The sequence below is a fragment of the Gaiella occulta genome (assembly GCF_003351045.1).
Taxonomy (GTDB): domain Bacteria; phylum Actinomycetota; class Thermoleophilia; order Gaiellales; family Gaiellaceae; genus Gaiella; species Gaiella occulta.
In genome coordinates this window covers 1-22,723 of record NZ_QQZY01000006.1, presented here as the reverse complement: position 1 = coordinate 22,723, position 22,723 = coordinate 1, and the positions used below count along the sequence as shown (strand labels likewise).

At 71.0% G+C, this 22,723-nt stretch carries 23 protein-coding genes and 1 tRNA gene; 6 read left to right on the top strand and 18 right to left on the bottom strand.

Going from position 1 to position 22,723, the window contains the following annotated elements; translation table 11 throughout:
• Positions 1-987 (top strand): mannonate dehydratase, encoded by a 987-nt coding sequence (locus tag Gocc_RS11675; protein WP_114796749.1) that lies wholly within the window; start codon positions 1-3, stop codon positions 985-987.
• On the opposite strand, the gene Gocc_RS11670 is transcribed toward Gocc_RS11675, so the two are convergent.
• The 3 genes from Gocc_RS11670 to Gocc_RS11660 are packed head-to-tail and all read right to left on the bottom strand — an operon-like array spanning position 984 to position 5,672.
• Positions 984-3,338 carry a transketolase-like TK C-terminal-containing protein gene (locus Gocc_RS11670; protein WP_114796748.1) on the bottom strand — a complete coding sequence of 785 codons (2,355 nt, stop codon included), beginning with the start codon at positions 3,336-3,338 and terminating at the stop codon, positions 984-986. The two genes, Gocc_RS11675 and Gocc_RS11670, sit on opposite strands and share 4 nt — an antisense overlap.
• A gap of 19 nt (positions 3,339-3,357) precedes the next feature.
• Positions 3,358-4,806 carry an aldehyde dehydrogenase family protein gene (locus tag Gocc_RS11665; protein ID WP_181813624.1) on the bottom strand — a complete coding sequence of 483 codons (1,449 nt, stop codon included), beginning with the start codon at positions 4,804-4,806 and terminating at the stop codon, positions 3,358-3,360.
• Entirely contained in the window at positions 4,803-5,672 is an 870-nt protein-coding gene (locus tag Gocc_RS11660; RefSeq protein ID WP_114796746.1) for a TrmB family transcriptional regulator, read from the bottom strand. Before Gocc_RS11660 ends, Gocc_RS11665 begins: the two co-directional genes overlap by 4 nt.
• A gap of 88 nt (positions 5,673-5,760) precedes the next feature.
• Here Gocc_RS11660 and Gocc_RS11655 point away from each other — a divergent pair, with 88 nt between their 5' ends.
• Positions 5,761-6,543: an SDR family NAD(P)-dependent oxidoreductase gene (locus Gocc_RS11655; RefSeq protein ID WP_181813622.1), complete on the top strand. Its 783-nt coding sequence runs from the start codon at positions 5,761-5,763 to the stop codon at positions 6,541-6,543.
• A gap of 50 nt (positions 6,544-6,593) precedes the next feature.
• Here the strand turns inward: Gocc_RS11655 and Gocc_RS11650 are convergent, their stop codons facing one another.
• The 11 genes from Gocc_RS11650 to Gocc_RS11600 form a co-directional block, all read right to left on the bottom strand.
• Positions 6,594-7,802 carry an ABC transporter ATP-binding protein gene (locus Gocc_RS11650; protein WP_114796744.1) on the bottom strand — a complete coding sequence of 403 codons (1,209 nt, stop codon included), beginning with the start codon at positions 7,800-7,802 and terminating at the stop codon, positions 6,594-6,596.
• Positions 7,802-8,632, bottom strand: a complete 831-nt coding sequence (locus Gocc_RS11645) for a carbohydrate ABC transporter permease (protein ID WP_114796743.1) — start codon at positions 8,630-8,632, stop codon at positions 7,802-7,804. Before Gocc_RS11645 ends, Gocc_RS11650 begins: the two co-directional genes overlap by 1 nt.
• Positions 8,629-9,561, bottom strand: coding sequence for a carbohydrate ABC transporter permease (locus tag Gocc_RS11640; protein ID WP_114796742.1), 933 nt, complete (start codon positions 9,559-9,561; stop codon positions 8,629-8,631). Before Gocc_RS11640 ends, Gocc_RS11645 begins: the two co-directional genes overlap by 4 nt.
• A gap of 17 nt (positions 9,562-9,578) precedes the next feature.
• A complete protein-coding gene (locus Gocc_RS11635) occupies positions 9,579-11,015 on the bottom strand; it encodes an extracellular solute-binding protein (RefSeq protein ID WP_114796741.1) in 1,437 nt (478 codons plus the stop codon).
• 78 nt (positions 11,016-11,093) lie between these two features.
• On the bottom strand, positions 11,094-11,918 hold the full coding sequence (locus tag Gocc_RS11630) for an SDR family NAD(P)-dependent oxidoreductase (RefSeq protein WP_114796740.1): 825 nt from the start codon (positions 11,916-11,918) through the stop codon (positions 11,094-11,096).
• Positions 11,905-13,071 (bottom strand): M24 family metallopeptidase, encoded by a 1,167-nt coding sequence (locus Gocc_RS11625; RefSeq protein ID WP_114796739.1) that lies wholly within the window; start codon positions 13,069-13,071, stop codon positions 11,905-11,907. The genes Gocc_RS11630 and Gocc_RS11625 overlap by 14 nt, the downstream gene beginning before the upstream one ends.
• A gap of 1 nt (position 13,072) precedes the next feature.
• Entirely contained in the window at positions 13,073-14,083 is a 1,011-nt protein-coding gene (locus Gocc_RS11620; RefSeq protein WP_220150593.1) for an alpha-ketoacid dehydrogenase subunit beta, read from the bottom strand.
• Positions 14,080-15,072 (bottom strand): thiamine pyrophosphate-dependent dehydrogenase E1 component subunit alpha, encoded by a 993-nt coding sequence (locus tag Gocc_RS11615; RefSeq protein WP_220150592.1) that lies wholly within the window; start codon positions 15,070-15,072, stop codon positions 14,080-14,082. Before Gocc_RS11615 ends, Gocc_RS11620 begins: the two co-directional genes overlap by 4 nt.
• 4 nt (positions 15,073-15,076) lie before the next feature.
• Positions 15,077-15,319: a biotin/lipoyl-containing protein gene (locus Gocc_RS11610; protein ID WP_220150591.1), complete on the bottom strand. Its 243-nt coding sequence runs from the start codon at positions 15,317-15,319 to the stop codon at positions 15,077-15,079.
• Between the two features lie 11 nt (positions 15,320-15,330).
• A complete protein-coding gene (locus Gocc_RS11605) occupies positions 15,331-15,834 on the bottom strand; it encodes a LeuD/DmdB family oxidoreductase small subunit (RefSeq protein ID WP_220150590.1) in 504 nt (167 codons plus the stop codon).
• Complete coding sequence (locus Gocc_RS11600) at positions 15,831-17,099, bottom strand: 3-isopropylmalate dehydratase large subunit (protein WP_114796738.1); 1,269 nt, start codon at positions 17,097-17,099, stop codon at positions 15,831-15,833. The genes Gocc_RS11605 and Gocc_RS11600 overlap by 4 nt, the downstream gene beginning before the upstream one ends.
• Positions 17,100-17,140: 41 nt before the next feature.
• On the opposite strand from Gocc_RS11600, the gene Gocc_RS11595 reads away from it, so the two are divergent.
• On the top strand, positions 17,141-17,677 hold the full coding sequence (locus Gocc_RS11595; RefSeq protein WP_114796737.1) for an RraA family protein: 537 nt from the start codon (positions 17,141-17,143) through the stop codon (positions 17,675-17,677).
• Between the two features lie 61 nt (positions 17,678-17,738).
• Here the strand turns inward: Gocc_RS11595 and Gocc_RS11590 are convergent, their stop codons facing one another.
• The 4 genes from Gocc_RS11590 to Gocc_RS11575 all read right to left on the bottom strand — a co-directional run bounded on the left by Gocc_RS11590 (position 17,739) and on the right by Gocc_RS11575 (position 20,643).
• Entirely contained in the window at positions 17,739-18,746 is a 1,008-nt protein-coding gene (locus Gocc_RS11590; protein WP_114796736.1) for a 1-aminocyclopropane-1-carboxylate deaminase, read from the bottom strand.
• Entirely contained in the window at positions 18,743-19,327 is a 585-nt protein-coding gene (gene def / locus Gocc_RS11585; RefSeq protein WP_114796735.1) for a peptide deformylase, read from the bottom strand. The genes Gocc_RS11590 and def overlap by 4 nt, the downstream gene beginning before the upstream one ends.
• On the bottom strand, positions 19,324-20,238 hold the full coding sequence (locus Gocc_RS11580) for a Ppx/GppA phosphatase family protein (RefSeq protein WP_220150589.1): 915 nt from the start codon (positions 20,236-20,238) through the stop codon (positions 19,324-19,326). The genes def and Gocc_RS11580 overlap by 4 nt, the downstream gene beginning before the upstream one ends.
• 84 nt (positions 20,239-20,322) lie before the next feature.
• Entirely contained in the window at positions 20,323-20,643 is a 321-nt protein-coding gene (locus tag Gocc_RS11575) for a hypothetical protein (protein WP_114796733.1), read from the bottom strand.
• A gap of 46 nt (positions 20,644-20,689) precedes the next feature.
• On the opposite strand from Gocc_RS11575, the gene Gocc_RS11570 reads away from it, so the two are divergent.
• From Gocc_RS11570 to Gocc_RS11560, 3 genes are all read left to right on the top strand, one after another.
• Positions 20,690-20,763: transfer RNA gene (locus tag Gocc_RS11570), tRNA-Met, on the top strand.
• 239 nt (positions 20,764-21,002) lie between these two features.
• Complete coding sequence (locus Gocc_RS11565; RefSeq protein WP_114796732.1) at positions 21,003-21,926, top strand: hypothetical protein; 924 nt, start codon at positions 21,003-21,005, stop codon at positions 21,924-21,926.
• 142 nt (positions 21,927-22,068) lie between these two features.
• A partial coding sequence (locus Gocc_RS11560; RefSeq protein ID WP_181813621.1) for a transposase occupies positions 22,069-22,723 on the top strand: 655 nt, incomplete at its 3' end.

Genomic DNA, 22,723 nt, shown 5'->3' with positions numbered 1-22,723 from the left:
GTGCTCCGCCTCGCCGAGATCCTGCTCGAGCCGCGTCCGACCGAGGCGTGGGCCCAGCTCCGTCAGATCGGCGTCGAGGAGGCGACGGGCGTGTTGCCGCGCTCGTTCGTCGACTGGCGCGCACACGCACCGGAGCAGCCGTGGGCCTACGGCCCGCTCGCCCTCTACCAGCGGCAGGTCGAGGACGCCGGCTTCCGGCTCACCGTGATCGAGGACAACCCGCCGATGGACCGCCTCCGCCTCGGTCTCCCCGGCCGGGACGAGGAGCTCGCGAACGTTCTCGAGCTCGTCCGCAACATGGGCCGGCTCGGCATCGAGGTTCTCTGTTACAACTGGATGGCGGTCGTTCCGTGGTCGCGCACCTCGCCGGCGCTGCCAGCACGGGGCGGCGCGACCGTGACCGCGTTCGACCTCGACGTCTGGGAGGGCGCAGTTGCCGCGCCCGGCGCGCCCGTGGCGGAGGAGCTCCTGTGGGAGACGCTCGGCTGGTTCCTCGAGCGGGTCGTGCCGGTGGCCGAGGAGGCCGGAGTGCGCCTCGCGCTCCATCCCGACGATCCTCCCCTCTCGCCGCTGCGCGGGATCGGCAGGATCATCCGCTCGCTCGACGCCTACGACCGCGTCTTCGCGCTCGACGACAGTCCTGCGAACGGGATGACGATGTGCCAGGGCAACGTCGCGCTGATGACCGACGACCTGCCGGCCGCGATCCGCCGCTTCGGCGCCGAGGGGCGGATCCACTTCGTGCACTTCCGCGACGTCCGTGGGACGCCCGAGCGCTTCGTCGAGACGTTCGTCGACGACGGCCCGACGGACATGGCAGCGTGCATCCGCGCCTACCGCGACGCAGGCGTCGAGGCGCCGTTGCGCACCGACCACTCACCGGCCCTCACCGGCGACACGGTCGTCGTGCCCGGGTACCCGACGCTCGGCCGGCTGCATGCCGTCGGCTACGTGCAGGGGCTGCTCGCCGCAGCCGGCGCCGGCTAGGGCTCGAGCGCGACGAGCGCGGCGGTGGCGATCGAGGCGGCGTCGATGCCGTATTCGGCATAGACCTCGGGCTGGGAGCCGGTCTGGCCGAAGCGGTCGACGCCGAGGGGGATGCACCGGGTCGCGAGCGCCGAGCCGAGGAACGAGAGCGCGTGGCTCGCGCCGTCGATCACCGTGACGACGGGGAGGCCGCGCTCCCCGGCCGGCACCAGCCGCTCGAGGTGGCTGGGGGCGCGCGAGTCGCCCCCTCGCAGCGGGGCGGTCGTCGCCGCCTGCCAGCCGCGGTACAGCCGGTCGGGAGACGAGAGGCAGAGGACGGTGGCCTCGACGCCCTCCTCCTCGGCGAGCAGCTCGGCCGCGGCGAGTGCCTCGGGCACGATCGCGCCGCACGCCGCGAGGATGACGCGGTCGTCGCTCGCGGTTCCGGGCTCTCGCAGCCGAAAGCCTCCCTGGACGACGTCCGCGCGCAGCGCCCCCTCGCCGCGCCGGGCGGCGGCGGCCGTGAACGGGCCCTGGTCGACCGGCCTGGTCGAGAGACGCAGGTAGAGCGCCTCGCCGTCGGGGTCCTGCAGGCGCCGGATGCCGTCGAGCAGGAGCCACTCCAGCTCGCGTGCGTAGCACGGCTCGGCGTAGCTGAGACCCGGCGTCTCGATGCCGATGCCCGGCGTGTTGAGCGACTGGTGCGCGCCGCCCTCGCGGGAGAGCGAGATCCCCGACGGCGTGCCGACGAGGACGAACCGCGACCCCGAGTAGGTGGAGTAGACGATGCCTTCCAGGGCCCGCATCACGAACGGGTCGTAGACGGTGCCGAAGGGGATGAGCCGCTCGCGCTGGAAGTCCCACGTCAGCCCGAGCTGCCCGAGCATGAGCACGAGGTTCATCTCGGCGATCCCCATCTCCACGTGCTGCCCGGCGGGGTCGACCCGCCACTTGAGCGGTGAGTCCTCCATCGCGTCGTACACCGGCTCGGCCTCGGGGCCCCAGACGCCCGTCTTGTTGACGAACCCGCCGAGGTTCGTCGACACGGCGACGTCGGGGCTCACCGTCACGAGCCGCTCGCCGAGGCCCTCGACGCGGGAGAGCTCGAGCAGGATCCGGCCGAAGGCGGCCTGCGTCGACGTGGAGGCCGTGTCGCGGGTCTCGAGCGAGGCGGGGACGGGGACGGCGGCGGCCGCAGGCCGGTCGCCACGGTCGAGCCGCGCCCGGGCGGCGGCGAGGATCAGACCCTCGGCCGTCTCCGGTGCGAACGCGTCCCATTCCGTCTCGGGCGTGAGCCCGACCGCCGCCCGGAAGCGGTCGATCTGCTCGGCGCTGAGGAGGGCAGAGTGGTTCTGCGGCCGGCCGGCGATCTCGAGCCCGTACCCCTTGATCGTGTACGCGAACAGCACGGTCGGGCGATCGCGCGTCGCGCGCGCGCGTCGCAGGGCGCCGAGCACGTCGGCGAGGTCGTGCCCACCGAGGTCGCGCACGAGCGCGCCCGCGCCGTCGGCGAGCAGTGCTGCGACGGCGTCGCGCTCCGCGCCCGAGAACGGCTCCAGCACGGCGTCGAGGACGTGCTCGTCACCCGCGCCGAAGAGCGCCTGATAGGCCTCGTTCGGCATCTCGTCGATGCGACGCCGTAGCAGCTCGCCGCCGTCGCGCTCGAAGGCGGCGCGCAGTCGGCGCCCGTACTTGAGCTCGATCACCTCCCAGCCGTTCGCTCGGAACTGCGCTTCGAGCTCGGCGGCGCGGATCCCGGGGATGACGCGGTCGAGCGACTGCCGATTGAGATCGACGATCCAGAGCACGTTGCCGAGCCGGCGGGCGAGCGGCTCCGCCAGCGCCTCCCACACGTTTCCCTCGTCGAGCTCGGCGTCGCCGAGCAGCGAGATGAAGCGGCCGCCGGTCGACGAGCCGAAGTGGGTTTCGACGTAGCGGTCGGCGAGCGCCCCGAACAGCGGCGCCGCCGAGCCGAGCCCCACCGACCCCGTCGAATAGTCGACCGGGAAGGGATCCTTCGTCCGCGACGGATACGACTGCAGCCCGCCGAAGTCGCGCAGGCGCGTCAGGTACGAGCGATCCAGCCGCCCGAGCAGGTACTCGAGCGCGTGCAGCAGCGGCGAGGCGTGCGGCTTCACGGATACCCGGTCCTCCGCCCGCAGATCGGCCAGGTAGAGCGCCGTCAGCAGCGTCGCCATCGACGCCGACGACGCCTGGTGGCCGCCCACCTTCAGATCGTCGCCCTTCGGCCGCTCCCGGTTCGCGTAGTCGACGATCCGCACCGCGAGCCACAGCACCCGGCGCTCGAGCGACGCGAGCGCTTCGAGCCGGCCCGGGGACGGCTGCGGCGGCGTCGGATGTGCGTCGGCCACGCTCGCGTCCCTCGAGCCGCTACCGCGGATCGATGACGAGGAGGCGCTCCTCGGTCATCTCGCGGATCGCGTAGCGCATCCCCTCACGGCCGTAGCCGGACTGCTTGACCCCTCCGTACGGCATCTGGTCGACCCTGAAGGTGTTCACGTCGTTGACGATGAGCGCTCCGACCTCGAGCCTCTCGAAGGCGCGCTGGATGATGCGGATGTCGTTCGTGAAGAGCCCTGCCTGGAGCCCGAAGCGCGAGCTGTTTGCGATCTCGATCGCCCGGTCGACGTCCTCGTAGCGCTGCAGGACGACGATGGGGGCGAACGCCTCGTCCGTGCAGACGCGCAGATCGAGGGGGACGTCGGCGAGCAGGGTGGGCGCGACGACGGTTCCCTCCCGTGTCCCGCCGCACAGCACCGTCGCTCCGGCCGCCCGCGCCTCGTCGATCAGCGACATCGCGTTCGCGGCCGCCCCCTCGTCGATGAGCCCGCCGACGAGCGTCGACTCGTCGAGCGGGTTGCCCGTCGTGAGCGCGGCGATCTTCGCGAGGAGCTTCTCGGCGAGCGCGTCGTAGACCGCCGTGTGGACGAAGAGGCGCTGCACCGAGATGCACGCCTGGCCGGCGCGCAGGAAGCCGCCGAAGGCGCAGCGCTCGGCGACGTAGTCGAGATTCGCGTCCTCGTGGACGATGACGGCCCCGTTGCCGCCGAGCTCGAGGGTGACCCGCGGGGTCGCGGCGACCTGTCTGAGGTGCCAGCCGACCGGGACGCTTCCCGTGAAGGAGACCATCTTCACGCGCTCGTCGCGCGCCATCCTCTCGGCGAGCTCGGTCCGACACGGGATCACCGTGACCGCGGCCGGCGGAGCTCCCGCCTCGAGGAAGATCTCACCGAGGGACAGCGCCGAGAGCGGGGTCTTCGACGCCGGCCTGACGATGCAGGGGCAGCCGGCCGCGAGCGCGGGGCCGAGCTTGTGCGCGACGAGGAGGAGCGGCGCGTTGTACGGCGTGATCGCGAGCACGGTGCCCACGGGGAACCGTCGCGTGAAGCCGATCCGGCCCTCGCCGCGAGGGACGGCGTCGATGGGGACGTGCTCGCCGGCGGCGGACACGCGCCGCGCCTCGTCCGCGCTGAGCCGCAGGATCTCGGCCGTCCTCTGCACCTCGAGCTTCGTCTCCCACACCGCGTTCCCGGTCTCGCGGGTCATCTGCTCGGCGAGCCTGTCCTCGCGGGCCAGCACGAGGTCGGCGGCCGCGAGGAGGATCTCCGCCCGCCGGAACGGCGGCAGCGCCGCCACCTCGCGCTCGGCGGCGGCCGCCCCCCGCAGCGCGAGCTCGATCTGGCCCTCGCCGGCGAGCCACACGCGGGCGACCGTCGTGCCGTCGAACGGGAAGAGGACGGCCGCCTGCTCGGCGCCCTCGACGGGCTCGCCGAGAAGCACGAGCGGGCGGATCGCGCTCCTCTCCACGGTCTGCGTCATCGCGGCGGTTCCCCCTCCTCCTTCGTGCGGCGCGTCGCGGGTGCGTGCTCGTCCGTCTCGAGCGACTTGCCGAGGATGATGGTGCGGAGGTCGGGGTCGGCGAGCCACCAGCGGTCCCATTCGTCGAACCCGATCTGGAGCTGGGCACGCTGCAGGACGAGGTCGTGGTGGGCGTACTCCTGCGCGATCAGCGTCAGGACGGGGTTCCGCGTGCGCACGCCGCTCGCCTGGCCGTGGTGGGGGATATGGGCGATGAGCGCCTCCTCGCCGTCGGCGACGACGGTGAGCATCCGGCCCCCGAGGCGGTCGGCGACGATCTGCTGGTAGCTGTGCAGCATCCACGAGCCGATCCCCTCGGGAACCTCGTCCCCGTAGAGCATCCCGAAGACGCGCACTCCGCGCCCGTGGGCGGCCTCGAGCGCGTCGCGGAGATCCTCCATGTCGTCCTGCCAGATGGAGACGTACAGCTCGCGGCTCGCGTCGGAGACGATGAACCTGCTGTTCTCGCGGATCGCTGCGAGCGTCGTCACGGTCAACACCTCGCTCGCCGGCTCGAAGGCGGCCAGTCCCGGCAGGGTCTTCTCGAGGTAGTCGATCGGCTCGTCGAACTCCTGCCGGAACCGGTGCACGAGCTCGTCCGGGGCGATGGAGATGTACTGCGTCCCGGAGCCGGTCGTCACCGTGTGGACGATCCCCTCGCTCGCCAGCTTCTCGAGGGTCGAGTACACCTTCGAGGACGGGATCCCGGCGGACTTCGCGACCTCGTTGCCGTTCTGCGGGCCGTGGCGCAGGAGGCCGAGGTAGACCCGAGCCTCATAGAGTGACATCCCCAGGATCCTGAGCCGATCGACGAGACCTTCGTTCATTGAGGACAAACTACCTTAGTAGTAGGGTCAGTTCCAGCACCTGGCCCCGGGTGACGACGGTTGTGTCGAGCCGAGAGGAGGAAGAGCGGTGAGCGTCTTGAGCGGGAAGGTCGCGGTGGTAACGGGCGCCGGATCGGGGATCGGGCGTGGGGCTGCGCTGGCGCTCGCGGCGGCGGGGGCGCAGGTCGTCGTGAACGACGTCGCGCTCGACGGTCTCGAGGAGACGGTCGCGGCGGTGCGGAGCGTGGGCGGCGAGGCCGCTCCGAGCGCCGGCGACGTTCGCGTCCGTGCGGACGTGGAGCGGTTGGTCGACACGGCCGTCTCGACGTTCGGCGGGCTCGATGTCATGTTCGCGAACGCGGCCGTGGGCCGGTACGTGGAATTCGAGAGCATGAGCGAGGACGATATCGACTGGATCCTCGACATCGACCTCAAGGGCGCGCTGCTCTGTGCGCAGCTCGCGCTTCCCGCGCTGCGCGCAAGGGGCGGCGGCAGCATCGTCTTCACGTCGTCGGTGCAGGCCTACACGACGATGCCGGGCTGCGTGGTCTACGGCGCCGCCAAAGCCGGGCTCGTCGCCGCCGCGCGAGCGCTCGCCGTGGAGGTCGGCCGGCACGGCATCCGGGTCAACGCGATCGCGCCCGGGACGATCGACACGCCGATGCTCGAGCGCGATCTCTCCGGGATGAACGTCGAGGAGGCCGGCAGCTTCCTCGACAAGGTGCGGCGCGCGAACGCGCTCGGCCGGATCGGCGACGTCTCCGAGATCGCGAGCGTCCTCGTGTTCCTGGCGTCGGATGCCGCGAGCTACGTCACCGGCACGACGATCGTCGCCGACGGCGGGTTCCTCGCGGTCAAGGCGTTCGCGTAGAGCGCCCGACACGATGACCGCTGCTTCACGGTGCCAGGTGCTCATGGCCGTTACGCGGTGATCGCGGCTTCGGTCTCGAGGTCGAAGAAGTGGAGGCGTGCCGTCTCCACGGCGACGTCGACGTCGTCGCCCGGGCGGGCGCGGGAGTCGATGGAAAACCGGGCGACGACGCTCGTCCGTCTGCGGCCGGCCTCGGCGCGCAGGTCGTCGGCCAGGGCCCGGTCGGCATCCCCCGCGACCTCGAGGAGCTCCTCGGTGACGACGGGCGCTGCCGCGACCTCGACGTAGGCGAGGAGGTCGGAGCCGAGCGGCTCCGTCGCGGTCACGCGCCCGCGCAGGCGCCCGGAGCCGACGCGGGCGTCGGCGACCCGTGCGTCCTCGAGGTGCTCGGGGCGGATGCCGAGGGCGATCGTCCTGCCGACGTAGCGCTCGAGCGCCGGCCGGCCGGCGAGAACCTCGGCCGGGACGTCCAGCGTCTGCTCGCCGACGCGGCAGGCGAGCCCGCCGTCGACGCGGTCGAGGACGGCCTGCACGAGGTTCATCTCGGGGCTGCCGATGAAGCTCGCGACGAAGAGGTTCGCCGGGCCGTCGTAGAGGCGCTGCGGGGCGTCGACCTGCTGGAGCTCGCCCCTGCGCAGCACGGCCACGCGGTGCCCCATCGTCATCGCCTCGACCTGGTCGTGGGTGACGTAGATCGTGGTCGTGCCGAGCTCCCGCTGGATGCGGGCGATCTCGCCGCGCATCTGGACGCGGAGCTTCGCGTCGAGGTTCGAGAGCGGCTCGTCCATCAGGAACGCCTGCGGAGCACGCACGATCGCCCGCCCCATCGCGACGCGCTGCCGCTGGCCGCCCGAGAGCTGCGCGGGCCTCTTCTGGAGCTGGTCGGTCAGGCCGAGGATCCGCGCCGCGTCCTCGACACGCCTCCGGATCTCCTCGGGGGACGTCTTGCGGACCTTCAGCGCGAACGCGATGTTGCGGTACACGGTCATGTGCGGGTAGAGCGCGTAGTTCTGGAAGACCATGGCGATGTCGCGCCGGCGCGGGTGGAGGGAGTTCACCACGGCGCCGCCGATGCTGACCTCTCCTTCGGTGATCGCCTCGAGCCCCGCGAGCATGCGCAGCGCCGTCGTCTTGCCGCACCCCGAGGGGCCGACGAAGACCATGAACTCGCCGTCGGCGATCTCGAGGGTGAAGTCGCGGACCGCGCGCGTCCCGTCGCGATAGACCTTCCCGACCCGATCGAACCGGACGGCCGCCACTAGCGCACCGCCCCCGCCGTGATCCCGCGGACGATGTACCGCTGCACGACCATCGTGAAGACGAGGGTCGGGATGACCGTGAGGACGCCAACCGTCGCGGCGATGTTCCACTCGATCGGGCTCTCGACGGTGAGCAGGGAGGCGGCGGCGAGCGGCACCGTCTCGCGGTCGGGCGTGTTGACGACGTAGAGGCCGACGAGGAACTCGTTCCAGATGAAGATGACGCCGAAGGTCGCGGCGACGAGCATCCCGGGTCGCGCCAGCGGGAGCAGCACGCGCAGCAGGACCTGCGGGCGGGTGAGGCCGTCGACCATGGCCGCCTCGTCGATCTCCGCCGGGATCTCGTCGAAGAACCCGATCATGATCCAGATGACGAGCGGGAGGGAGAAGGCGACGTACGGGAGGATGAGCCCGGCGTAGCTGTTCGTCAGCCCCGCGTGCCTGATCAGGAGGAAGATCGGGATCGCCACCGCCACCGGCGGCATGAAGCGGAAGCTGAGGATCGTGGAGGCCCACGTCTCGCTCCCGCGGAAGCGCAGACGGGAGAACGCGTAGCCGGCGGGGACGCCGAGGAGGAGGGCGACGGCGGTCGAGACTCCCGTCACGAACACGGAGTTCCTCAGGAAGGTGAGGTACTGCTTCTCGTGGATGACGACGTCGTAGTTCTCCCTGATCTGCGCCCACTCGAAGCGCAGCGACGGCGGGACATCGAGGATGTCGATGCGCGCCTTGAACGAGAGGACGAGAAGGTATACGAAGGGTGCGATCCCCACGAGCCCGATGAACACGAGGAGGAGATACGAGACGACGCGTGCGACGATCCGCGTCACGCCGTCTCCAGCTTGCGCGGGTTGACGATCTTGAACAGCACGGTCACTCCGATCATGGCGACGACCACCATCACGTAGGCGATCGCCGACGCGTACCCGTAGCGGAAGAACTCGAACCCGTTCTGGAACGCCTCGAACGAGAGGGTGGACGTCGCATGGACGGGTCCGCCGTTGGTCAGCCCGTAGACGAGGTCGAACGTGCGGAAGGCGTCGATCGCCCGGAACACGCCGGCGAACACGATCGCGGGGACGAGGAGCGGGAGCGTCAGGTACCGCGTCCGTTGGAACCAACTCGCGCCGTCGACCGCCCCCGCCTCGAAGACCTCGACGGGGAGGGCCTGGAGCCGCGCGTACACGATCACGAACACGAACGGCGTCCACTGCCACGAGTCGACGACGACGAGCGTCCACAGGGCGACGCTCGGATCGGAGAGCCACCCGACCTGACCGACGCCCGTCTCGACGAAGACCCAGTTCAAGAGGCCCCACTCGGGGTTCAGGAGCGCCCGCCACATCAGCCCGACGACCACGGGCGTGAGCAGCATCGGGAGGATGAGGATGCCCCGGACGATCGTCGCTCCGCGCAGCTGCTGGTTGAAGAAGAGTGCCAGCGCCGTGCCGAGCACGATCTGGGTCGTCACCCCGGCGAGCGTCAGGATCGCCGTGTTGCCGGCGACGTCCCAGAACTCGGCGCTCGTGAAGAGCTCCCGGTAGTTGCCGAGGCCGACCCACGTCCAGGAGTCGGCCTGCGTGTCGTAGCTCTGGAACGAGCGCGCGAGGCTGACGACGAGCGGGTAGACCGAGAACGCCAGCAGGTAGACGATCGCGGGCCCGAGGAGGAGCAGGACCTCGCGACGCCGCTGGGTCGGAGCGGCGTGCGAGGTCATGTCCTGCTTCTCGAGGTCCTCCGCGGGTGCGGTGTCGGACACGACTCAGGCCCTGCCCGCTACTTCAGATGCCCCCCGCGCTTGAGGATCTTCGTCCACCTGTCGTTGGCCTTCGCGCAGGCTTCCTTGGCGCTCGTGGAGCCCGACAGCGCGCCGGCGAACTCCTCTGACGCGGCGGTGATCATCTCGAAGGTCTCGGGCACGCGAGCGATCTCGAGGATCGTCGCCCTGTCGAACACGGCACCGGCGGTCGGGAGGTACGGCAGCTTCTTCACCAGTGCCGGCGCGGCGTAGGTCGACTTCCGGCTCGGATCGGTCTGGTACGTCCCCGTCTGGTACTGCTCGTACGCCTTCGACGTGAAATACGCGATCGTCGTCCATGCGGCGTCCTTGACCTTCGAGTTCTTCGGGATCCCGAGTCCCCAGCCGCCGCGCACCGCGCGCCCGCGGTTCGCGCCGACGCCCGGGTTGAGGGCGACGCCCGTCTTGGCGGCGACCTTCGAGCTCTTCGGGTTGAACAGCGGCCCCGCGATCGTCGACCACAGGAGCATCATTGCGGTCTTCCCGGCCGAGAACGCGTCGACCGAGGCCGTGAAGTCGTAGGACAGCACGCCGTCCGAGGCCGCTTCGGTGCAGTCCACCATGTGCTGCAGGGCCGCCACGGCCGCCGGGCTGTTGAGCCGGGGGCTGAAGTTCTTCGTGGCGGGCGAGCCGGTCATCAACTTGCCCCCGCTCGTCGTGAACCGCGTGTACCAGTCGACGAGGAACATCGACACGTCGCCGGACTTGGCGATCATCGAGTTCCCGGCGACGCCGCCGGCGTTGAGCTTCCTCGCCGCGGCGAGGTACTGCGCCCACGTCTTCGGCACTGCCAGGCCGGCCGCCTCGAGAAGATCCTTTCGGTAGAAGAAGATCACCGAGCCGCCGTGCAGGCCGGGAACGAGATAGAGAGTCGACCCGCCGAAGCTCTTCTTCGAGGGGGAGAAGTACCCGACGTAGTTGAGCTGGCCCTTCGGGAAGTCCGAGAAGCTCCAGTTTGCCGGTGCCTTCTTCACGTACTCGTTCAGCGGCGTGAAGAAGCCGCCGCCCACCATCTGCGAGACCGCGAAACCGAGCACCATGATCACGTCGTAGGTCGCGTCGGGCGCCTTGATGCTCTGGTTGGCCTTCTCGAGCAGCGGGCCGACCGGCAGCGCGGTCGTCTGCAGCTTGATCCCCGTCGCCTTCTCGAACGCGGGGGTCTTGTCCTTGATGCCCTTCTCGTCGCCCTCGGCGACGATCAGCATGCGAACGGTGTCGCCCGCGAAGGCTCTCGCGTCGACGAGGTCGGCGGCAGTCGCCTTGCCCGCCGCGGCGAGCACGGCACCGATCGTCGCCGCCGAGAGTCCGAGCATCCCGGCGCGCCGCAGGAAATCGGAGCGGCTGAGCTGTCCGGAGGCCACCCCCTCGACGGCATCCATGATCGCCGTGTCGTGGCGATCGAAGCTCACGTTCATTCAGCCTCCTTCGGTCCGATAGTGCCACTTCGCACCAGTCGCGTGAACTTACTACTTGGGGAGTAAAACGTCAATGCGCTACGCGGTCAGGTACCCGTCGTCCACCATCAGCGTGTGCCCGGTGACGCGGGCCGACGCGTCGCTTGCGAGGAAGATCGCCGCCCCGACCGTCTCCCGCGGGAGGATCGGCTCGGGGCGGAGGGACCGGGCCTTGATGAAGTCGCTCGTCACCGACGACTCGAGCGCGCGGGCTCGCGTGAGCGGCGAGTCGCACAGCCCCGGCCCGATCGCGTTGACCCGTACGCCCCGGTCGATCCACTCGAGCGCGAGCACGCGGGTGAGCTGCACGACCGCGCCCTTGGTCGCCACGTACGCGCTGGCGTGGGGGTAGCCGACGAAGCCGCCGATGGACGCGAGGTTCACGATGCTGCCCCGTCCCTGCGCGAGCATCTTCCTCCCGAACGCCTGACAGGGGAGGTACGTGCCCTTGAGGTTGAGCGCCACGATCGCGTCGAAGCGATCCTCGGGAAACTCCTCCGCCGGGCTCCGGTACGCCATCCCCGCGCTGTTCACGAGCACGTCGGCCGAGCCGAGCTCCGCGACGACGCGGTCGGCGAGCTCGTCGACCGCGGTCCTGTCGGTCACGTCGCAGTGCGCGGCGATGGCCCGGCCTCCCTGACGCTCGATCGTCGCGACAGTCTGGGCGGCGCCGTCGTCGTTGATGTCGACCACCGCGATCGCGGCCCCCGCCTGGGCGAGGCCCTTGGCCATCGCCGCGCCGAGGCCGCTGCCGCCGCCCGTCACGACGGCCACGCGGCCTGCGAGGCGGAAGAGCGACGCGACGTACCCGTCGGGCACCTCGAACGCGGGGTCGAGAGGGGGGAGACCGTCAGTCGAGCCCATAGCTCGTCTCCGCGAGACGGACCGCGCCGGTGGCGGTCACGAACGCGTCGTCCTCCGAGCGGAAGCCGCCGAGACCGTCGGCGTAGATTCCCGGCTCGGCGACGATCACCATGTTCGCGGCGACCGCCTGCTCACTGCCCTTCGTCAGCCAGGGCATCGCCTCGTGGTAGCGGAACCCGACGCCGTGCCCGGTGTGGTGGGGGAACTGCTCGAAGCCCGCCGCCGCGCAGGTCTCGCGTGCGGCCCGGTCGACGGTGTCGCCGGTGGCTCCGGGGACGGCGGCCGCGAACGCGGCGTCCTGGGCGGCGAGCACCGCGGCCATCGCGTCGCGCTGCCGTTGGGTGGCGGTGCCCGCGACCACCGTCCGCGTGTGGTCGGCCCAGTAGCCGTCGACGACGGTCCCGAGCTCGATCATCACGACGTCGTCGCGCTCGACCGCCCGGTTGCGTGAGCGGAAGTACTGCCAGCCCGTCGCGGTCTCGCGACCCGACCAGACCGTCGGGTAGCAGCGGACGACCCGCGCGCCGCGGTAGCCGTGGCCCTCCGCGACGATCGCCCGGCCGACCTCGGCGGCGATCTCCGCCTCGCTGCGCCCGGGGAGCGCGTGCTCCTTGAACGCGTTCAGCCCGATCATCGCGACCTCGTTCGTGATGCGCAGCCGCTCGAGGTCGTACTCGGTCTTGACGGCCTTGACCCGCTCGAGCAGGCCGGTCGCGTCGACGAGCTGCTGCGTCCCGAAGGCCGAGCGGATGAGATCGAGGGTGGGGATGCCGATCATGTTCGGCTCGCCGTCGATCTGCGCCGGGGCGATCGACTCGAAGCTTCCCTCGTACCCGACCGCAGCCCCCTGGAGCTCCCTGTCCGCGACGAACTCGCCGAGCAGGCGCGGGATCTCGGTGGCGGCGCCCGGGCCGTCGAAGCGGATCGCCGGGAACGTGAGCGTGTCGCCCGTCCAGCGGTCGGAGAGCTCGTGCGCCTCGTACTCGGGGATGAGGAGAGCGGGTCGCCCCTCGCGCGGCACCACCGCGATGCCGAGGCCGGGAATCTGGACCCACCACCCTGCGGCGAGCATCACGTTCTCGGGGAGCCGCAGGAACAGGGCATCCACGCCGAGCTCCGCCATGCCCCGCTGGAGCTGCTCGATCCTTTCCATGTCAGTCGCCTCCTGCTGTCGTCGGCTCTACGAGGGCGCGCACCGCGGCGACCACGTCGTCGACCTGGGGCAGGACTGCCCGCTCGAGGGCGGCCGCGTACGGAATCGGCGTGTCCTTCGCTGTGACCCGCACGGGAGCGGAGCGCAGCGAGTCCCACGCGCTCTCGACGACCCGGGCGACGATCTCGCTTGCGACGCTCCCCGTCCTCGCGCCCTCGCTCACGACGACGAGGTGGCCGGTTTTCTGCACCGAGTCGAGGATCGTCTCGAGATCGAGCGGCCGCAGCGTGCGGATGTCCACCACCTCGAGATCGATCCCGTCGGGTGCGACGCGGCGGGCCGCCTGCAGCGCCAGGTGCACGCCCTGCGCGTACGCGACGACGGTCACGTCCTTGCCCGGGCGCTTCACGTCGGCGACGCCGATCGGCACCATGTACTCGCTCGCCGGCACCTCGCCGAGCCGGCTGTAGAGCAGCCGCTTCTCGAGGAAGACGACGGGGTTGTCCTCGCGGATGGCGCTCTTGAGCAGACCCTTCGCGTCGTACGGGGTCGAGGGCATGACGACCACGAGGCCCGGGGCGTGGACGAACCACGCCTCGAGCGTCTGGGAGTGCTGCGCGGCCATCCCGATCCCGCTCGAGATCGCGCCCCGCAGTACCATCGGCACGCTCACCTGCCCGCCGGACATGTAGCGCCACTTCGCCGCGTGGTTGACGATCTGATCCATCGTCAGCGTCACGAAGTCGGCGATCTGGAGCTCGATCACCGGCCGGCACCCGACGAGCGCGGCGCCGACGCCGGCGCCGGCCTGGGCCGCCTCGGAAATCGGGGCGTCGATCACGCGCTGCGGCCCGTACCGCTCGAGCAGCCCGGACGTGACCTGGAACAGGCCGCCGAGCTGTGCGATGTCCTCGCCCACCACGAAGACGCCTGGTTCGCGCGCCATCTCCTCGTGCAGCGCCTCGTTGAGCGCCTGCGCCATGGTGATCTCGCGCGCCGGCCGGTCGCTCACGCGAGCCTCCCGTCCGCCGTCCAGGTCGACGGCGCGTAGACGTCCTCGCTCTCCTGCGGGGGCTCGGGGCGCGGCGAGGCGAGCGCGAACTCGACCGCGGCGGCCACGGCCGTGCGCGCCTCCAGCTCGATCGCCTCGATCCGCTCCGTCTCGACGCCGCGCTCCTCGAGCAGCTTGGTGATCCGGACGATGGGGTCGCGTCGCCGCCAGGAGTCGAGCTCCTCGGCCGGACGGAGATCCGTCGTGGTCGCTGCGGAGTGCGCCGTGATGCGGTAGCTCTTCGCCTCGATCAGCGTCGGGCCGTCGCCGGCGCGGGCACGTGCGACGGCGGCGGACGTCGCCTCGCGCATCGCGAGCACGTCGTTCCCGTCGCAGATCACACCCGGGAAGCCGTAGCCGGCCGCCCTGTCGGCGATGTTCTCGATCCGCGTGGTCGCCGAGACGGGCGTCGAGATCGCCCACTCGTTGTTCTCGCACACGAAGACGACGGGCGCCCGGAGGACGGCGCCGAGATTGCAGGCCTCGTGGAGGATGCCCTGGTTCGAGGCGCCGTCGCCGAAGAAGCACACGACGACGGCGTCGCTGCCCCTGAGCCTGAGCCCGTGCGCGGCCCCGACCGCGATCGCGCTCGAGCCCGCCACGATGGCGTCGGCGCCGAGCATGCCGTTCTCGATCGCGGTGATGTGCATGCTGCCGCCCTTGCCGCGGCAGTACCCGTCGGAGCGACCGATGATCTCGGCCATCATCCGCTCGAGCGAGAGGCCCTTCGCGATGCAGTGCCCGTGACCGCGGTGCGTGCTCGTGATGAGGTCGTCGGGTCGGAGCGCCGCGCACGCGCCGACCGCGATCGCCTCCATGCCGATGTACGGGTGCACGGACCCGCGGATCTGCTTCTCGCCGAAGAGATCGAGGGCGCGCAGCTCGAACGCGCGGATCGCCCACATGCGGGCGAGGAAGTCCTCGAGCTCCGCGAGCGTCGCGTCGCTCACGGCGCTACGCGTCCTCGGTGATGAGGGCGATCGGTGTCTCGACGCGGAACTCGTCGCCCTGGACGGCGAGGATCGACGTCAACACGCCGCTGACCGGAGCGATGACCTCGACGGTCACCTTCTCGGCCTCGACCTCGACGATCGGCTCGCCGGCCGCCACCGCGTCGCCCTCGCGCTTGAGCCAGCGCGAGACCGTTCCGTACTCCATCTGCTCGGAGAGGCGCTCCAGACGAACCTCGACTGCCACGGTGGCCGAAGCTATCCCACCAGGGTAGTAGTGTCAAGCCGATCGCGCATCCACGGCTCCAGCCCGCCGGCGGCGAAGATCGCGCGCATGAACGGCGCGACCGGCGAGATGGGGAACGGCGCGCCGTCGACAGCGATCGTGCCCCGCTCGAAGTCGAGCTCGAGCCGGGACCCCTCCGTGCAGGCGTCGACCGCCTCCGCGCAGACGACGGCGGGCAGGCCGAGGTTGACGGCGTTGCGATGGAAGATCCGGGCGAAGCTGCGGCCGACGAGGAAGCGGATCCCGGCGGCCCGCATGGCCTGCGGCACATGCTCTCGCGAGGAGCCGCAGCCGAAGTTCGCGCCGACGACGAGCGCCGTGTCGCCTCCGAGGCGTCCGCGCAGCGCGGGGTCGAGGCCTTCGAAGAGGTGCGCCTTCATCTGCGTCACGTCGGTGACGTTCAGGAACGGCCCGGGGTAGAGCACATCCGTGTCGACGTCGTCCTGCGGGACGACGACCGCGCGCCCCGCGATCACGAGGCCACCCCGAGGTCGGCCGGATCCACGATCTCGCCCGCCACCGCGGCCGCCGCGGCGACCCAGGCGTTCGCGAGGTGGACCGAGGACTCGCCCGCTCCCATCCGGCCCCGGAAGTTGCGGTTCGTCGTCGTGATTGCGGCCTCGCCGGCGGCCAGGATGCCGCCGCTGCCGCCGAAGCAGGCGCCGCAGCTCGGCGCCGAGACGAGCGCCCCGGCGGCGGCGAACACGTCGAGCAGCCCTTCGGCCAGCGCCTGCCGGTACACCCGTTGCGAGGCCGGGACGACGATGAGACGGGTGCGCCTGTGCACGGTCCGGCCGCGGAGCATCTCCGCGGCCTGGCGGAGGTCGGTGATCGTCCCGTTCGCGCAGTTGCCGATGTACACCTGGTCGATCGCACGTCCTTTCGCCTCCGACACGGGGACGACGTTCCCGGGGGAGTGGGGGAGGGCGACGAGCGGGGGGACGCTCTCGAGGTCGATGAGCACCGAGCCCTCGTACTGGGCGTCCGCGTCGCTGTGCTCGGCCGCCCAGGGGCGTGTCGTGCGTCCGTCCAGGTACGCCGCCACGGCCGCGTCGGCCGGGAACAGGCCGGTCTCCGCACCCGCCTCGACGGCCATGTTCGCAACCGCGAGCCGCTCGTCGAGCGAGAGCCCCTCGGCGCCGTCGCCGACGAACTCGAGCACCGATCCGAGGCCGCCCGACACGCCGAGCTCGCCGATCACCGCGAGGATCACGTCCTTCCCGGTGACGAAGGGTCGACGGGTGCCCGTGAGCTCGACCTGGATCGTCGTTGGCACCGCCTGCCAGAAGGCTCCCGAGGCGAGGCAGGCCGCGATGTCCGTCGACCCGAGCCCCGTGCCGAACGACCCGAGCGCGCCGTAGGTGCACGTGTGTGAGTCGCCGCCGGCGATCACCGAGCCGGGGACAACCCAGCCCTCCTCGACGAGCACCTGATGTTCGATGCCGCCGCGACCCTGCTCGTAGTACGCGACGCCCTGTTCGTGGGCCCAGTCGCGCAGGAGCTTCTGGAGGGCGGCGGAGCGCTCGTCCTTCGCGGGGACGAAGTGATCGGGCACGATCACGACCTTCCCGGGATCGAAGACCCTTGCCGCACCCATCCGCTCCATCGCACGGAAGGCCATCGGGCCCGAGATGTCGTTCGTCATCACGACGTCGCAGCGCACCATCACGACGTCGCCGGGAGCGAGCGTGTCGGCATCCGTATGGGCGAGGAGGATCTTCTCGGCGAGCGTGCGGCCCATCCGGTAAAGCTACTACTTGGGTAGTGCTACGATCAAGCGCGATGGGCGCACCCGTTCCCGCAACCGCCGACCTCAGCGACGCAGCCGGAGGCGGGATCGCGATGGATGCACGGATCAGGCCGATGTGGCCCGGGGCGCGCGTCTCGGGGCGGGCGTTCACCGTGCGCACCCCGCCCGGGCAGCACCCGTCGGTGAAGGAGGCGCTCGAGATCGCCGGCCCGGGAGACGTGATCGTGATCGACGGCGCGGGGTTCCTCGAGCGCGCGCTCTGGGGCGACCGGCTGTCGCTTCGCGCGCAGGAGCGGGGGATCGTGGGGATCGTGGTGGACGGCGCGGTGCGTGACGTCGCTCTGATCGAAGAGCTCGGCTTCCCGGTGTTCGCGGTTGCGAGCATCCCCACGGCGCCGCAGACGGACCTCGCGGGGGAGGTCGGTACGGTCATCGAGTGCGGCGGACGACGGGTCGAGCCCGGCGACCTCGTCGTCGGTGATGCGGACGGGGTGGTCGTCGTCCCTGCCGCGGCCGTCGACGACGTCCTCGGCAGGCTTCCGCGAGTCGCTCCACCGGCGGGCGGGTAGCTCGCCACCGGCCCCGCCGGCGCGCGGCGTCGCGCGTCTCCGCCGACCGTACGCGTCTGGCTCAGAAGGCGCCGGCGTAGCCGTTGAGCGCAGGCTGCCCGCCGAGGTGCGCGTACAGCACCTTCGAGCCCGGCTCGATGCGGCCGTCTCTGACGAGGTCGATCAGCGCCGCCATCGACTTCCCCTCGTAGACCGGGTCGGTGAGCATGCCCTCGAGACGGGCGCAGAGGCGGATCGCCTCGATCGTCTTCGCGTCGGGGATGCCGTACGTGCCGGCGTGCCACTCGTCGAGGAGCACGATCTCCTCGTCAACGACCCGCCGGCCGAGCCCGACCGCCTCCGCGGTGCGCCGGGCGATCCGCGCGATCTGATCCCACGTCTGCGGCACCGTTGCCGAGCCGTCGATGCCGAGCACCGTGCGCGGCCGCTCCTGTCCCGCGAAGCCGGCGATCATCCCGGCCTGCGTCGAGCCGGTCACCGAGCAGACGACGATCGTGTCGAAGAAGACGCCGAGCTCCGCCTCCTGCGCGGCCACCTCGCCGGCCCAGCGGGCGAACCCGAGGCCGCCGAGGGGATGGTCGGAGGCGCCTGCCGGGATCGGGTACGGCTTCCCACCGGCCGCCTCCACCTCGGCGAGCGCATCCTCCCAGCTCTTGCGGAAGCCGATGTCGAAGCCCGCGTCGGAGAGCCGCACGTCGGCGCCCATGATGCGCGAGAGCAGGATGTTACCGACGCGGTCGTAGACGGCGTCGTCCCAGTCGACCCAGTGCTCCTGCACGAGCACGCACTTCAGGCCCAGGCGTGCCGCGACCGCGGCGACCTGCCGCGTGTGATTCGACTGCACGCCGCCGATCGAGACGAGCGTGTCGCAGCCTTGTGCCAGCGCGTCGGCGGCGAGGTACTCGAGCTTACGCGTCTTGTTGCCGCCGTAGGCGAGGCCGGAGTTGCAGTCCTCGCGCTTCGCCCAGATCTCCACGTGCCCGCCGAGGTGCGCGGAGAGGCGGTCGAGCCGGTGCACGGGTGAGGGGCCGAAGAGCAACGGCACGCGGGGGAAGTCGTCGAGCGTCATGAGGTCTCCTCTCCGGGGAAGCGATCGAGGAGCGGCCGGATCTCCTCGAGCCATGCTGCCTGGCGATACTGCCGGAACATCTCCCACGTGCACAGGGTCGAGGGGTCGTCGACCCGGTCGAGGAAGAGGACGCCGTCGAGGTGGTCGAGCTCGTGCTGCATCGTGCCGGCGCTGAGGCCGCCGAAGCGCTCCACGTGCGTGCCGCCGTGCGGGTCCGTGTAGGCCACCTCGACCTCGGCGTACCGGGGCAGCAGCCCGCGCAGGCCGGGCACGCTGAGGCAGCCCTCGAAGCTCCTGTAGGTCTCCTCGCCGACGGGCCGGACGACCGGGTTCACGAGCACGCGCAGGCGAAGCTGCGGCTTGTACGGGTAGCGCGGGTTGTCGCGCACCTCGACCGCGAACACGCGCAGCAGCTCCGCCACCTGCGGGGCCGCGAGGCCGGCGCCGCCCGCGGCGCGCATCGTCTCGACGAGGTCGTCGCAGAGCCGGTGCAGCTCCGGCGAGCCGAGCTCCTGCGGGCGCACCTCGCGCGCCCGTTCGCGCAGAGCCGGGTGGCCGACCTCGACGATCTCGCGGATCACGCCGCAGCCCCGAGCCCGGCCGCGGCCAGCGCGGCGCCGTGCAGGATGTCGCGCTCGCTCGCCTCGATCTCGTCGAGCCCGTAGCGCTCCAGCACCTCGCGGAGGACGACGAGGCCGCCGACGATCACCGGCGCGCGTGCGGGCTCGAGGCCCGGGACGCGCTCGCGCTCGGCGAGGGAGAGGGCCGACAGCTGCGCGAGCGCGCGCTCGGCTGCCGCGCGCGAGATGCGGTGGCCGTGGATCCTCTCCGCGTCGTACTCGGCGAGGCCGAGGTCGATCGCCGCGACCGTCGTGATCGTGCCCGCGACGCCGACCGCCGCGGAGACGTCGAGGGCGGGGAGGAGCAGTCGTGTGTGGGCGGCGGCGGCCTCGAGCTCGCCTGCCGTCGGCGGGTCGGTGTGCAGGAAGCGCTCGCTCAGCCGCACGCAGCCGGCCTGCAGGCTCGTCGCGAACGAGACGCCGCCGGGGCCGCCGACGAGCAGCTCGGTGGAGCCGCCGCCGATGTCGACGACGAGCGTCTCGCGGTCGAGGCGGTGATCCGAGGTGACGCCGCGGAAGGTCGTCTCGGCCTCCTCGCGTCCGTCGAGCAGCAGCGTGACGAAGCCGTAGCGCTCGCGCAGCCCTTCGAGGAAGCGCTCGCCGTTCGTCGCATCGCGGACGGCGCTCGTCGCCACCGCGAGCACCCGTGTCGCGCCGCGCTCCTCGACCTCCCGTGCGTAGGCGTCGAGGACGGCGTGGACGCGGGCGACCGGCTCGGGTCGGAGCAGCCGCCGCTCGTCGACCCCCTCGCCGAGCCGGGTGATCGCGAGCAGGCGCACCACCTCGTCGACGCGGCCGTCCTCGACGTCGGCGACGAGCAGGCGCGTCGAGTTGGTACCCAGGTCGATCGCCGCGACGCGCACGCGCGCCACCGTAGCAATGTGCCGTCCGCAGCCCATGCCCTCGCCCGCCGGCGCATTCCCGCGCCGCCTGCGGAATCGCGCCCTCCGCCGCCGTCAGATCCCGGGCACGAACCAGAAGACCCGCCGCATCTGCGCCCGCGCCTCGCGCAGGGCGGCGCGCTGGACGTCGAGCCGGGCGCGCGCGACGGCGAGGCGCTCGTTCGCCTCGTGCAGCCTCCCGGCGGCGGCGGATGCGTTCGCGAGGTGCGACTCGATCTGTGCCGTCGTGCGGGAGATCCGCTCCGTCTCGGCGGCGAGTATCGCCCCGGTGCGCTTGACAAGGCGCCACAGCTCGAGCCCGCGCGCGACCGCGTAGGCGGCTGCGACGACCACCGCGACGCCGAACACGGCGAGCGCAAGCCAGAAGGCGAACATGGCGCAAGGCTAACAGCGGCGCGCGCTGCTATCATAGACGCCGCGTCGCGGGGTGGAGCAGCCAGGTAGCTCGCCGGGCTCATAACCCGGAGGTCGCAGGTTCAAATCCTGCCCCCGCTACTAGAAAGGCCCTGCATAGCAGGGCCTTTTGTTTACTCGCTGGGCGCGAGGAGCGCGATTTTATACCCGTTTATATACCCATCGCGGAGGTGAGGGCCGCCGAATCGCTCCGTTTCCAACCCACCTCGTTGGAAGCCGAGGCGAGATCACGGATGCCTTCGGCTCGCTCGGTTGGTAATCAGCGCGGAAGCCAGGGTGTCCGCTCGGAATGTGTCTTCCAGAAGGCTACGCTCGGTCACATGTCGTATGGCCTGCCGCCTGATTGGGACGAGACGATGAAGCGCCTGCGCGAGGTGATGTCGCGGGTGAACACCGACGCGACCAAGTCGCTGCAACGTGCGGTCGAGAACGCTCTGGGGAGCATCGACGTCAGCGGCATTCAGAAGCAGATTGCCAGTCTCGCGCTCCCGACGTTCGAGACGTGGCAGTTCAAGATTCCCGAGCTGCCGCTCCCGAAGTTCCCCGACTACGGCAAGCAGTTCGCGGAGGTCGCTCGTCGTTGGCACGAGGCGTTTCTCGCGGCTCAGCCGAAGAACTGGCGCGACCTCGGCGATGAGGACAAGGCACTCGACATCGTTGAGCACGTCCGGCAGTCGAACGTGTGCCTGGTCTGGCTGCCTCGGGCGTCCATTCTCCAAGAGGTGCTCGATGCTGATCCAGCAGACGCCAAGATGATCCTGCTCGCGCACAGGGACGAGGTTCTCGACGACGCGCTGGCTGTTCTCGACGCGTGTCAGGACGAGGGCTTCGCGCTCGAGCGCGCCGCCGCACGCGATGCGATAGTCGCTCTAGGCGCCGGACATTCCCGCGCCGCGCAGGCTCTCGCCGCCTGCGCCCTCACATCGACGTGTCACGTCTTCTTCGACCACGGAGGGACGGGACGCATCGCCAAGGACATGCGCGCGACCGACCCCGAGGATGCTGCGATCGCTCAACTCCGGATTCGGAGCATCTTCCTCACGAGCGCCGAGGCACTCGAGAAGTTCAACCCCGTTGCAGCGGAACCCACGTACAAGGACTTCAATCGCCACAACACCGCTCACCGCATCACCGAGGCTCAATTCACGGCAGCCAACGCGCTCGCCGCGATTGTGCTCGTTGCCGCGCTACTCCGTGAGGTTGAGGAGTGGCCGCGGGAAACGAGGTTGACCCGGGCGTCGTAGAAGTTTGAGGTGGCGGTCCTCCGCCTCGTCCGTGCCGTTGGGCACGCTCGAGGTTCCACACCGTCGAGTCAGCAACGGAGGACCACCAGTGAAGAAAGGATCACAGAGAGCAGGGACGGCGCGCCGCGCTGGTCTACGGCTTGTGGCGTCGGTTGAGGAGCTGTCGCTCGTGGAGCGGCTGGCCGGGAACGTCGACGAGCAGCTCGGCTTGTTCGCCGAGCGGATGCGGGAGGGCCTGTTGGCCGCCTCGGTCGCGATCGGTCTGGAGGTGATGAGCGAGCTGCAGGAGGCGGAGGTGACCGAGCTCGCCGGCCCGAAAGGCAAGCACGACCGGGGCCGGAGCGCGTACCGACACGGAAGCGAGGCAGGGCGGGTGACGTTGGGCGGCCGGCGCGTGCCGATCCGGCGGCCGCGGGTGCGGACGCTCGACGGGGCCGAGTTGCGGCTGGAGAGCTACGACACGCTCGCGTCCGTCGATCTGCTCGCCGAGCAGATGGTCGCCTCGCTGCTCGCCGGGCTGTCCGGGCGCCGCTACCAGCAGGCGCTGGAGCCGGTCGGCGAGGCGGTCGCCCAGCAAGCGTCCGGTGTCTCGCAGAGCTCGGTGAGCCGCGGGTTCATCAGCGCGACCGCCGAGCGGCTCGCCGAGTTTCGCTCCCGCCCGCTCGACGATCAGCGCTGGCTGATCGTGTTCGTCGACGGCTTCGACTTCGCCGGGCACACGATGGTTGGTGCGCTCGGTGTCACCGCGGACGGGACGAAGGTGCCGCTCGGGGTGGTCGAGGGGTCAACCGAGAACG

What these genes read in the sequence shown, in the direction of transcription:
- Gocc_RS11565 (WP_114796732.1), top strand. Translation starts at nt 21,003, where the DNA reads ATGTCGTATGGCCTGCCGCCTGATTGGGACGAGACGATGAAGCGCCTG.
- Gocc_RS11600 (WP_114796738.1), bottom strand. Translation starts at nt 17,099, where the DNA reads ATGGGCCGCACGCTCGCCGAGAAGATCCTCCTCGCCCATACGGATGCC.
- Gocc_RS11595 (WP_114796737.1), top strand. Translation starts at nt 17,141, where the DNA reads ATGGGCGCACCCGTTCCCGCAACCGCCGACCTCAGCGACGCAGCCGGA.
- Gocc_RS11625 (WP_114796739.1), bottom strand. Translation starts at nt 13,071, where the DNA reads ATGGAAAGGATCGAGCAGCTCCAGCGGGGCATGGCGGAGCTCGGCGTG.
- Gocc_RS11660 (WP_114796746.1), bottom strand. Translation starts at nt 5,672, where the DNA reads ATGAACGAAGGTCTCGTCGATCGGCTCAGGATCCTGGGGATGTCACTC.
- Gocc_RS11590 (WP_114796736.1), bottom strand. Translation starts at nt 18,746, where the DNA reads ATGACGCTCGACGACTTCCCCCGCGTGCCGTTGCTCTTCGGCCCCTCA.
- Gocc_RS11635 (WP_114796741.1), bottom strand. Translation starts at nt 11,015, where the DNA reads ATGAACGTGAGCTTCGATCGCCACGACACGGCGATCATGGATGCCGTC.
- Gocc_RS11630 (WP_114796740.1), bottom strand. Translation starts at nt 11,918, where the DNA reads ATGGGCTCGACTGACGGTCTCCCCCCTCTCGACCCCGCGTTCGAGGTG.
- Gocc_RS11665 (WP_181813624.1), bottom strand. Translation starts at nt 4,806, where the DNA reads ATGACGCAGACCGTGGAGAGGAGCGCGATCCGCCCGCTCGTGCTTCTC.
- Gocc_RS11575 (WP_114796733.1), bottom strand. Translation starts at nt 20,643, where the DNA reads ATGTTCGCCTTCTGGCTTGCGCTCGCCGTGTTCGGCGTCGCGGTGGTC.